Raw genomic sequence first — 8,240 nt, forward strand, 5'->3', positions numbered from 1 at the left:
GTGCTTACGAGCGGCGCATTACGGTCCGATGACGGCGGCTTGACCGCAGCGTGACGCGAGCTGCGGCCGATGGTCCTGCCTGACGGTCAGACCCGCTGGAACGGATAGAAGCCGCCGCCGAGGTTCAGGATCTGCGTCAGCGCGTCAAGCGCGCCGCGCGTCTCGTCCAGCAGGGCGGGGTCGGCCAGGTCGTGCGCCGTCAGGCTGTCGCGATACCAGCGGCGGCCCCAGTCGGACAGGCGGGCGTGCAGGGCGTCGGTCAGGCGCATGGCCGGATTGGTCGCCGCCAGCTCGGCCTCGGTCAGGACGACTCGCAGGCGCAGACAGGCCGGACCGCCGCCGTTGCGCATCGACTGACGCACATCGACGTATTCGACATGGCCGATCGGGCCGTTGGAGGCGGCGAGGCCTTGCGCGACCGCATGGCTGCGCGGGTTGTCGCGCGTCTCGGTCGGGCAGATCAGGGTCAGGCGATCCTGCCCCGGAACCCGGATCAGCATGGAGTTGAACAGATAGGAGCTGATGGCGTCGGCCAGCGGCAGGTCGGCGGCCGAGACCTCGACGAACTGCGGCTCGAAGCCGTCGGCGGCGGCGCGGATGGCGGCCTTGGTTCCGTCGGTGTCTTCAAACGCCAACTCGTGGAAGAAGAGGGTGTCCAGCGCACCGACGCAGACCACGTCGTTGTGGAAGGTTCCGCCCGCGATGGCGGCCTTGCCCTGACGCGCCAGGACGGCGCCGGACGCGGCGTGGCGGCGCATGATCGCCTCGGACGCCTCGCGCGTCTGGCGGGCGGGGTAGGGGCCGTCCCAGTGCTCCCAGGCCTCGCGGCCCCAGACCATCAGATTGACGCCCGCCTCGCCGTGATCGCGGCACAGGCGGACGTGGTTGGCCGCCCCTTCGTCCGCCAGATGGGCGACCGAGGGCAGGGCGTCGTGGACCGCGAACCTGGCCGTATCGGGGAAGAGGGCGTCCAGCGCGCGCTTGGTCTGATCGTGCTCCAGGCTGCGGTGCAGGTTGGTGATCAGATTGGCGGGGGTGAAGTGGACGCGGCCGTCACGTGCGTCGGCGCTGGGCGTCACCGTGGCGGCGTTGGCGGCCCACATGGGCGAGGCCGAACAGGCGGCGGCGGCGAAGGAGGGCGCGTCCTTCCATGCGCGCTCCAGCACCTGGGCGTCGGAGCCCGAGAAGCCGAGGTCGCGCAGGAAGGGGATGTTCGGCCGCTCATGCGGGGGCAGGACGAACTGGGGAAGGCCCAGGCCGGCCAGGGTCTTCATCTTGTCGAGGCCCTGCAGCACGGCCGCCCGCGGGTTCGACGCCTCGCCCTTGTTCAGGCTGGACGCCAGATTGCCCGGCGACAGCCCGGCGTAGGAGTGGGTCGGCCCGATCAGGCCGTCGGCATTGGCCTCGACAGCGGAAGTCATGCGCGCAAGCCCTTGATCTCGCTTTCGATGTTCTTGACCGAACCGGCCTCGAAGCTGGCGACCGGATAGGCGCAGTAGTCGGCGGCGTAGTAGGCGCTGGGGCGGTGGTTGCCGCTGGCGCCCAGGCCGCCGAAGGGCATGTCCCCCGCCGCGCCTGTGGTCGGACGGTTGAAGTTCACCACGCCCGCGCGGATGCGGTTGATGAAGCGGTCCCAGTTCTTCGCGTCGTCGCTGACCAGGCCTGCCGACAGGCCGTATTTGGTGGCGTTGGCGGCGGCGACGGCGGCGTCGAAGGTCGGGACGCGCAGCACCTGCAGGAAGGGGGCGAACATCTCTTCGTCCTCGACCGCGACGCCGGTGACGTCGATGATCGCAGGCTTGACGAAGGCGCCCGGCAGATTGTCGACGGGGCCGGAGGCGCGGATCACGCGCGCGCCTGCGTCGATGCGCTGTTGCAGGGCGGCCAGCGCATTGCTGGCGGCCTTCTCCGAGATCAACGGCCCGGCGTAGGGTTCGGGGTCGCTGTCCCACGGGGCGAAGTTCAGGCGGTCCGACATGGCGGCCACGGCCTCGATGATGGCGTCGCCCTGGGCGCCTTCCGGCACGATCAGGCGGCGCGCGCACGAGCAGCGCTGACCCGTGGTGACGAAGGCGGACTGGACAACGATGCCCGCGACAGCGTCAGCGTCCGCGGCGTCCCAGACGACCAGCGGATTGTTGCCGCCCAGCTCCAGCGCCAGGATGACGTGGGGATCGTCGGCGAACTTGCGCCGGAAGTGCGCGCCCGCCGCGCCCGAGCCGGTGAACATCAGGGCGTCGATGGGCTGATCCAGCAGGGCCGCGCCGGTGTCGCGCCCGCCCTGAACCATGTTGAACACGCCCTTGGGCAGGTCCGCGGCTTCCAGGCATTCGGCCATCAGCTGGCCGGTCAGGGGCGTCTCCTCGGAGGGCTTGAACACGACCGTGTCGCCCGCCAGCAGGGCCGGGACGATGTGGCCGTTGGGCAGGTGGCCGGGGAAGTTGAACGGGCCGAGCACCGCCGAGACGCCGTGCGGACGGTGACGCAGGGTCGCGCGGCCGAAGGCGGTCTCGCTGCTGCGCTCGCCGGTACGCTCGTCATAGGCGCGGATCGAGATGTCGACCTTGCCAGCCATCGAGGCCAGTTCGGTCTTGGTCTCCCATAGGGCCTTGCCCGTTTCGCGGCTGATGGCCTCGGCCATTTCGGGGGCGCGCTCTTTCAGCACGGCCTGATAGCGTTTCACCGCGTCGATGCGGTCCTGGCGTGAGCGGTCGGCCCAGTCGGGGAAGGCGGTGCGGGCGGCCTCGACGGCGGCGCCGACCTGTTCGGTCGTGGCGGCTTCGCCTTCCCAGACGGTTTCGCCGGTGGCGGGGTTGGTGGAGGTGAAACGGGTCATGGCGGGTACTCGGTTCAGGATTTCACGCGGACGACAGCGCCGTCCTTGATCTTCAGGGCGGCGGCGACGTCGGGGGTCATGCGGACCATGTCGCCGTCCACCAGGACGCGGGCGCGGACGGCGCGGAAGGCCGAGACGCTGTCGGTCGAGACGAGGCTGGGCAGTTCGACCTCGACCTCCTTCTCGATGCGGGCGGTCAGGACGCGGGCGTCGCGCACGGTGCGGATGTTGTCACGGCCGCAGGCCACGGTCGGACCGGCGTCGAAGATGTCGACCAGGCCGTTGGGGCGGAAGCCCTCGGATTCCAGCAGGGCCATGGCGGGCACGCCCTGGGGGTGGACCTTGCCGATCACGGCGCGGGCCGGTTCGGGCAGCAGGTCGATGTAGATGGGGTGACGCGGCGCCAGGTCGAGGATGAACTGCTTGTCGGTCGAGCCGCTCATGCGGTCGGCGTCGTCGAAGTCCATCGGGAAGAATTTGTGCGCCACATGGTCCCAGAAGGGGCAGTAGCCGTCGGGGGTGAAGACGCCGCGCAGTTCGGCCAGGACGTTGTCCGCGAACAGGTCCGGCTGGGCCCCGATCAGCATGTAGCGCGACTGGCTGAGCAGGCGCCCGGCGCCGCCCTTGCGACGATCGGCCTTGAGGAACAGCGAGCCGACCTCGGTCCAGCCGGTGCACTCGTTCACCAGCACCAGGGTCTGATGGTTCAGCTTGATGCCCAGCGAAGGCGACTGGACCGTGTTGTTGACCACGCGGAAGCTGAAGAAGGGCCGCTTCAGCCCTACCGTCGCCTTGACCGAGCCGACGCCGTCGATGTCGCCCGTGTCGCCGTCTTCCAGCATCAGGGTGTACCAGGCTTCCTGCGGCGGGATGCGGCCTTCGAAGCTGGCCTGGCTGAGTTCCAGGCGCTCGCTGAGGACGTCGGCGTCCTCGGGCAGGCTGGTGAAGCCGGGGCCGGACAGGATGGCCAGTTCGAGCAGGTGATGAAGATCGGCGGGGCCGGCGGGGCGAACAACGAGCATGCGGTTACATCGTCTCCAGTCGGAGCTGTTTCAGTTTGAGGGCGTCGATCTCGCCCGAGGCGATCTTGCACAGGATCAGGGCGGACAACTGGGCCCGTTCGACGAAGCTAGCGGGCCAGGCGAACTCCTGATCCGAGTGAATCTCGCCACCGACGACGCCCAGGGTGTCGACGTTGGGCAGGCCCGCGGCGTGCAGGTTGTTGCCCTCGCAGACGCCGCCGGAGGGCTTCCAGGCGATGGTCTGGCCCAGCAGGTCGCCGGCGTCGCGCACGGCGTGGAACAGGGCGGTCTGGCTAGCGTCCATCGGCTTGGGCGCGCGGGTCATGCCGCCGTGCAGGTCCAGCGTCAGGCCGGGGAAGGGCGGCTCGGCGGCGATGGCGCGCACCGTGGCGTCGATCCAGGCGGCGCTGTCGGCATCGGGCACGCGGACGTTGAAGCGGACCACGGCGTTGTCGGCCACGACGTTCAGGGGGCCGCCGCCGGCGATCTTGGCGACATTGACGGTGACTCCCTCGCGCTGGCCGTTCAGGCCGTGCAGGCGGGCGGCGATGATGGCGGCGCCCGCGACGGCGTTGGCGCCCTCGTGGAAGGCGCGGCCCGCGTGGGCGGCCTTGCCGGTGACGATCAGGTGGAAGTTGCCGCTGCCCTTGCGTTCGCCCGCGAGCGTCCCATCGGACAGGGCGGGTTCATAGGTCAGGCCGACGTGGCCGCGTGCGCCCAGCTCCGCCAGCAGGGGCGCCGAGGCGGGCGAGCCGATCTCTTCGTCGGGGGACAGCAGTACGGTCCAGCCGACGCGGGCCTTGTCGGGATGGGTCTCGAAGGCTTCGAGTGCGGCCAGCATGACGCTGATTCCGCCCTTCATGTCGGCGACGCCCGGCCCGTTCAGGGCGCCGTCGTCGCGGGTGACGACGGTCTGGAAGGCGCTGTCGGCGGGGAAGACGGTGTCGTAGTGGCCGGTCAACACGACCTGAAGCGGGGCTTCGGGCCGGGCGACGATCTTCAGGCAGTCGGCGTAGCTCTCGGCGATCACCGCGCCGCTGTCGGCGACGGTGGTGGAGCCTTGGGTCGGCACGCGCACGACCGTGGCCGCACTGAAAGCGGCGCGCGCGGTGGCGTCCAGAACATCGAGAACCCGCGCCAGGCCTTCGACGTGGCGGCTGCCTGAGTTGATGTTGGACCAGTCGACGGCGCGCTGAACAATGGCGTCGCCACGGGCCGCGACGTGATCGAGCACGGCCTGATCTTGAGGTTCGATCCGCATGGCGGCGACCCTAGACGGGCGGAGGTCAAAGGTGAAGGCGGGGCGATATCTCTCTCACGCACTTGGGATTTCGGCCTTGAGCAGGATAGTTTCGCCGCCTCAGTCAGGGAGTCGCGCATGAACCATCGGATCGCACCGCCTCAACCCTTCGCCCCGGTCGATTCGACCGAGACGGCGACGGCGCTGGCGCGGGGCAGCGCCTGGGCCTTCTGGATCTGGGCGGCTGTGGGCCTGATGCAGGCCGGGCTGATCTGGTTTCAGGGCGATGCGGCGCATCAGGACGTGCGCGGCGCCACCACGGGCTTCATGATCTTCTTTGCGGGGTTCGCCGCCGTGCTGGGCTGGATGCAGCACCGCAAGCCCAACCGCATCCTGCCCGTGTTCGGCCTGGCCTGGGCCCTTTATGAGTTGAGCGCCCTGTCCGTCGGCCTGATGGTCGGGGCGCCGATGGCGGCGCCGGGCCTGCCCGGCTGGAGCATCGCCTTGGCGGCGGCGGCCATGGTGCTGTGCCTGCTGCTGCACATCGGAGGCCTGCGCGGGGCGACGGGCATGGCGCGGTTCACGTCGGCAAACAGAGCCTGAGCGCGCGACATGAGGGAGGGAAAGTGAACCAGAAGCTGAAACTCTGGCTGCGTGCAGCCAATCCGACGGCCCCTCCGCGCGGCATGGCGGAGGCGCAGCGGTCGGCGCGTGTCGGCGCGGCCGCCCTGGTCATCGGCGCCGTTCAGGGCCTGGCGGGTCTGCCGACGATATCTGGCAAAATGGAGCAGTCCGCAGCGTTGATGATGCAGGGGGGCGCCGTTCCGGCCCACGATCAGGCGATGTTCGAGGGCGTCATGACCGCCATGGCGCCGGTCATGATCGGGGGCGTCCTTGTCCTGTCGGCGGTCTATCTGGTGCTGGCCGTGGTGCAGTGGCGCAAGATGACCTGGCTGATTCCGGCCCTCATGCTGGTGTTGCTGGCCTACAGCCTGATCAGCGTGGTCAACGGTTTCGCCCTGCTGGGCGACGAGGCCGGTCAGTTGTATGGGCCTCTCGCCATCGTGCAGTGGATCATCATGCTGGCGACAGGTTTTCTATATGCAGCCGCCGTACGCGGCGGTCTGATGCTGAGCCGGCTGAAACGGAGCTTCTGATCATGAGCGTCACCCTCTATCACAACCCGAAATGCTCGACCTCGCGTAAGGCGCTGGAACTGCTGCGCGAACGGGGCGTCGAACCGACGGTGGTCGAGTATCTGAAGACCGGCTGGGACGCCGAGACCCTGAACCGCCTGGCGCGCGGGACGGGCGGCGGGCTGAAGGGCCTGCTGCGCAAGAAGGAGGCCAAGGCCGCCGAACTTCTGGCCGCCGACGCGGACGACGCGACAGTTCTGGCCGCGATGATCGAGAGCCCGGTCCTGGTCGAGCGCCCCATCGTCGAGACGCCCAAGGGCGCGGCGATCGGGCGGCCGCTCGAGACGGTGCTGGACGTTCTTTAGGGGCTCTTGGTTTTCTGAGCTTCAGGTTCCTGCGCTCGAATATGGGCTTCAACGGCTTCTGCCGCCTCTGCGGGGACTTCGGCGCGAGCTTCAACAGATTGTTGGACGCCTGCGATCTTGCCCGCCTCAACAGGCGTCGTCACCTTTGCACTGACTTCATGACGGGGCTCGGAACAGGCCGATATGAGCACCAGGGTCGCTAGGGCTGCTGCACGCTTCATCTTCGCCTCCGCTTGATAACGTGACTCTTTCAGCAAGGCGTCGACCCGTCGAATGAAGTTTTCTTCATGAGGCTCGGAGGCGAAAATTGACGAGTGCGGGAGGTGATGCCAGACCCCGGCTGTCAGTCACGCTTGGAGTTCGCCCATGACCCGCACCCTGTATGGCATCAAGGCCTGCGACACGATGAAGAAGGCGCGCGTCTGGCTGGATCAGAACGGCGTCGCCTATGACTTCCATGACTATAAAGCCGTGGGCGCGAACCGCGCCGAGGTGGAGCGTTGGGTCGCCGAGCATGGCTGGGAGAAGGTGCTGAACCGGGCGGGCACGACCTTCCGCAAGCTGTCGGACGCCGACAAGGCCGACATCGACGCGGCCAAGGCGGTGGACCTGATGCTGGCCCAGCCGTCGATGATCAAGCGGCCGGTGCTGGACCTGGACGACGGGCGGACGCTGCTGGGCTTCAAGCCGGACATCTACGCCGCCGCCCTGAAGGGCTGAGGGTCAATCCTCGACGGCGGTGGTCGGGCGGTCGTGGCCGTCGGCGCGTTCGGTGACCCACTGGCCCGAGGCGTCTTCATATTCGATCCAGGAGGTGCGGTCCGGCACGCGCTGCTCGCGCGCTGCGGCCGTGGCCGCCGCCAGCGCCGCCGCGTGGTTGGGGAAGGTCTCGGAATAGCTGTCGCCGAGCTTGTAGGCCCAGCCGCCGTCATGCTGGACGATGCGATAGGTGATGTTCATGCGCGTCTCCGAAGGGTTCGGCGGCACCGTTGAACGCCGCTTCGGGCGTGTCGAGTCACGCTGTGGTGACGCATTACGAAGAGTTCATGCGCGCAACTGCATCCATAGGCGATCATCGCCGCCTCTTGTGATCAGAAGGCCGCCGCATCAGGCTCGGTCGAACAGGGGTCAAACTCATGGACGAAGTCCTCATTCCGCTGACGTTCTTTGCGATGATCGCGGCCATCGTTCTTGTGCCGTCGTGGCTCAAGAGCCGTGAGCGCCGCGAGATGCAGGCCACGCTGCGGGCCTCCATCGAGAAGGGGCAGGCTCTGCCGCCGGAAGTGATCGAAGCCATCAGCAAGGACAATGCAAAGCCGGTCCAGACGGCGCATCGCGACCTGCGGGCGGGGGTGATCCTGCTGTCGGTGGCGATCGGCATCGCCCTGTTGGGCTATGCGGTCAGCTTCGCCGAGATCGACGCCTTCTATCCCATCGCGGGCGGCGCCGCGATCCCGGGCATGATCGGTCTGGCCTTCATCATCCTGAGCTTCTTCAACAAGAACAAAGGCTGAGGCGGGCCGGAGCAGGGAAGCCGTCATGGCCCAAGCCTTACGTGATCTGCACGACGTCGAGCTGGCCGGGCTGCCGGCCGGCGGCGGCCGCCGCGAATTCGGCGTGCTAGTCCGTCGGGACGGCTAG

The 8,240-nt window shown here is 68.4% G+C and carries 11 protein-coding genes; 5 read left to right on the top strand and 6 right to left on the bottom strand.

The features are described from left to right. Positions 1-86: 86 nt before the first annotated feature. The 4 genes from astB to B2Y21_RS02380 are packed head-to-tail and all read right to left on the bottom strand — an operon-like array spanning position 87 to position 5,119. Positions 87-1,421: an N-succinylarginine dihydrolase gene (astB, locus tag B2Y21_RS02365; RefSeq protein WP_292056551.1), complete on the bottom strand. Its 1,335-nt coding sequence runs from the start codon at positions 1,419-1,421 to the stop codon at positions 87-89. Further along, on the bottom strand, positions 1,418-2,836 hold the full coding sequence (gene astD / locus B2Y21_RS02370; protein ID WP_292056553.1) for a succinylglutamate-semialdehyde dehydrogenase: 1,419 nt from the start codon (positions 2,834-2,836) through the stop codon (positions 1,418-1,420). Before astD ends, astB begins: the two co-directional genes overlap by 4 nt. A 14-nt stretch (positions 2,837-2,850) precedes the next feature. Next, the gene (locus B2Y21_RS02375) at positions 2,851-3,858 is read right to left on the bottom strand and encodes an arginine N-succinyltransferase (RefSeq protein ID WP_292056555.1); all 1,008 of its coding nucleotides are present in this window, start codon (positions 3,856-3,858) and stop codon (positions 2,851-2,853) included. Between the two features lie 4 nt (positions 3,859-3,862). Further along, entirely contained in the window at positions 3,863-5,119 is a 1,257-nt protein-coding gene (locus B2Y21_RS02380; protein ID WP_292056556.1) for a hydrolase, read from the bottom strand. A 117-nt stretch (positions 5,120-5,236) separates the two neighbouring features. On the opposite strand from B2Y21_RS02380, the gene B2Y21_RS02385 reads away from it, so the two are divergent. From B2Y21_RS02385 to arsC, 3 genes are read left to right on the top strand one after another with little or no spacing between them, the layout of a single operon-like run. After that, entirely contained in the window at positions 5,237-5,701 is a 465-nt protein-coding gene (locus tag B2Y21_RS02385) for a hypothetical protein (protein ID WP_292056559.1), read from the top strand. Positions 5,702-5,724: 23 nt separating this feature from the next. Beyond that, positions 5,725-6,255 carry a hypothetical protein gene (locus B2Y21_RS02390; RefSeq protein ID WP_292056560.1) on the top strand — a complete coding sequence of 177 codons (531 nt, stop codon included), beginning with the start codon at positions 5,725-5,727 and terminating at the stop codon, positions 6,253-6,255. Positions 6,256-6,257: 2 nt separating this feature from the next. Beyond that, positions 6,258-6,599, top strand: coding sequence for an arsenate reductase (glutaredoxin) (gene arsC, locus B2Y21_RS02395; protein WP_292056563.1), 342 nt, complete (start codon positions 6,258-6,260; stop codon positions 6,597-6,599). On the opposite strand, the gene B2Y21_RS02400 is transcribed toward arsC, so the two are convergent. After that, entirely contained in the window at positions 6,596-6,856 is a 261-nt protein-coding gene (locus tag B2Y21_RS02400; protein ID WP_292056564.1) for a hypothetical protein, read from the bottom strand. The two genes, arsC and B2Y21_RS02400, sit on opposite strands and share 4 nt — an antisense overlap. A gap of 109 nt (positions 6,857-6,965) precedes the next feature. Here B2Y21_RS02400 and B2Y21_RS02405 point away from each other — a divergent pair, with 109 nt between their 5' ends. Next, positions 6,966-7,319 (top strand): ArsC family reductase, encoded by a 354-nt coding sequence (locus B2Y21_RS02405; RefSeq protein ID WP_292056567.1) that lies wholly within the window; start codon positions 6,966-6,968, stop codon positions 7,317-7,319. A 3-nt stretch (positions 7,320-7,322) separates the two neighbouring features. Here the strand turns inward: B2Y21_RS02405 and B2Y21_RS02410 are convergent, their stop codons facing one another. After that, the gene (locus tag B2Y21_RS02410; RefSeq protein WP_292056569.1) at positions 7,323-7,559 is read right to left on the bottom strand and encodes a DUF2188 domain-containing protein; all 237 of its coding nucleotides are present in this window, start codon (positions 7,557-7,559) and stop codon (positions 7,323-7,325) included. A 176-nt stretch (positions 7,560-7,735) separates the two neighbouring features. On the opposite strand from B2Y21_RS02410, the gene B2Y21_RS02415 reads away from it, so the two are divergent. Next, positions 7,736-8,113 (top strand): DUF6249 domain-containing protein, encoded by a 378-nt coding sequence (locus B2Y21_RS02415; protein ID WP_292056571.1) that lies wholly within the window; start codon positions 7,736-7,738, stop codon positions 8,111-8,113. Positions 8,114-8,240 lie beyond the last annotated feature (127 nt).

Origin of the sequence: Brevundimonas sp. UBA5936, from assembly GCA_002430835.1 — a bacterium.
Classification (GTDB): Bacteria; Pseudomonadota; Alphaproteobacteria; order Caulobacterales; family Caulobacteraceae; genus Brevundimonas.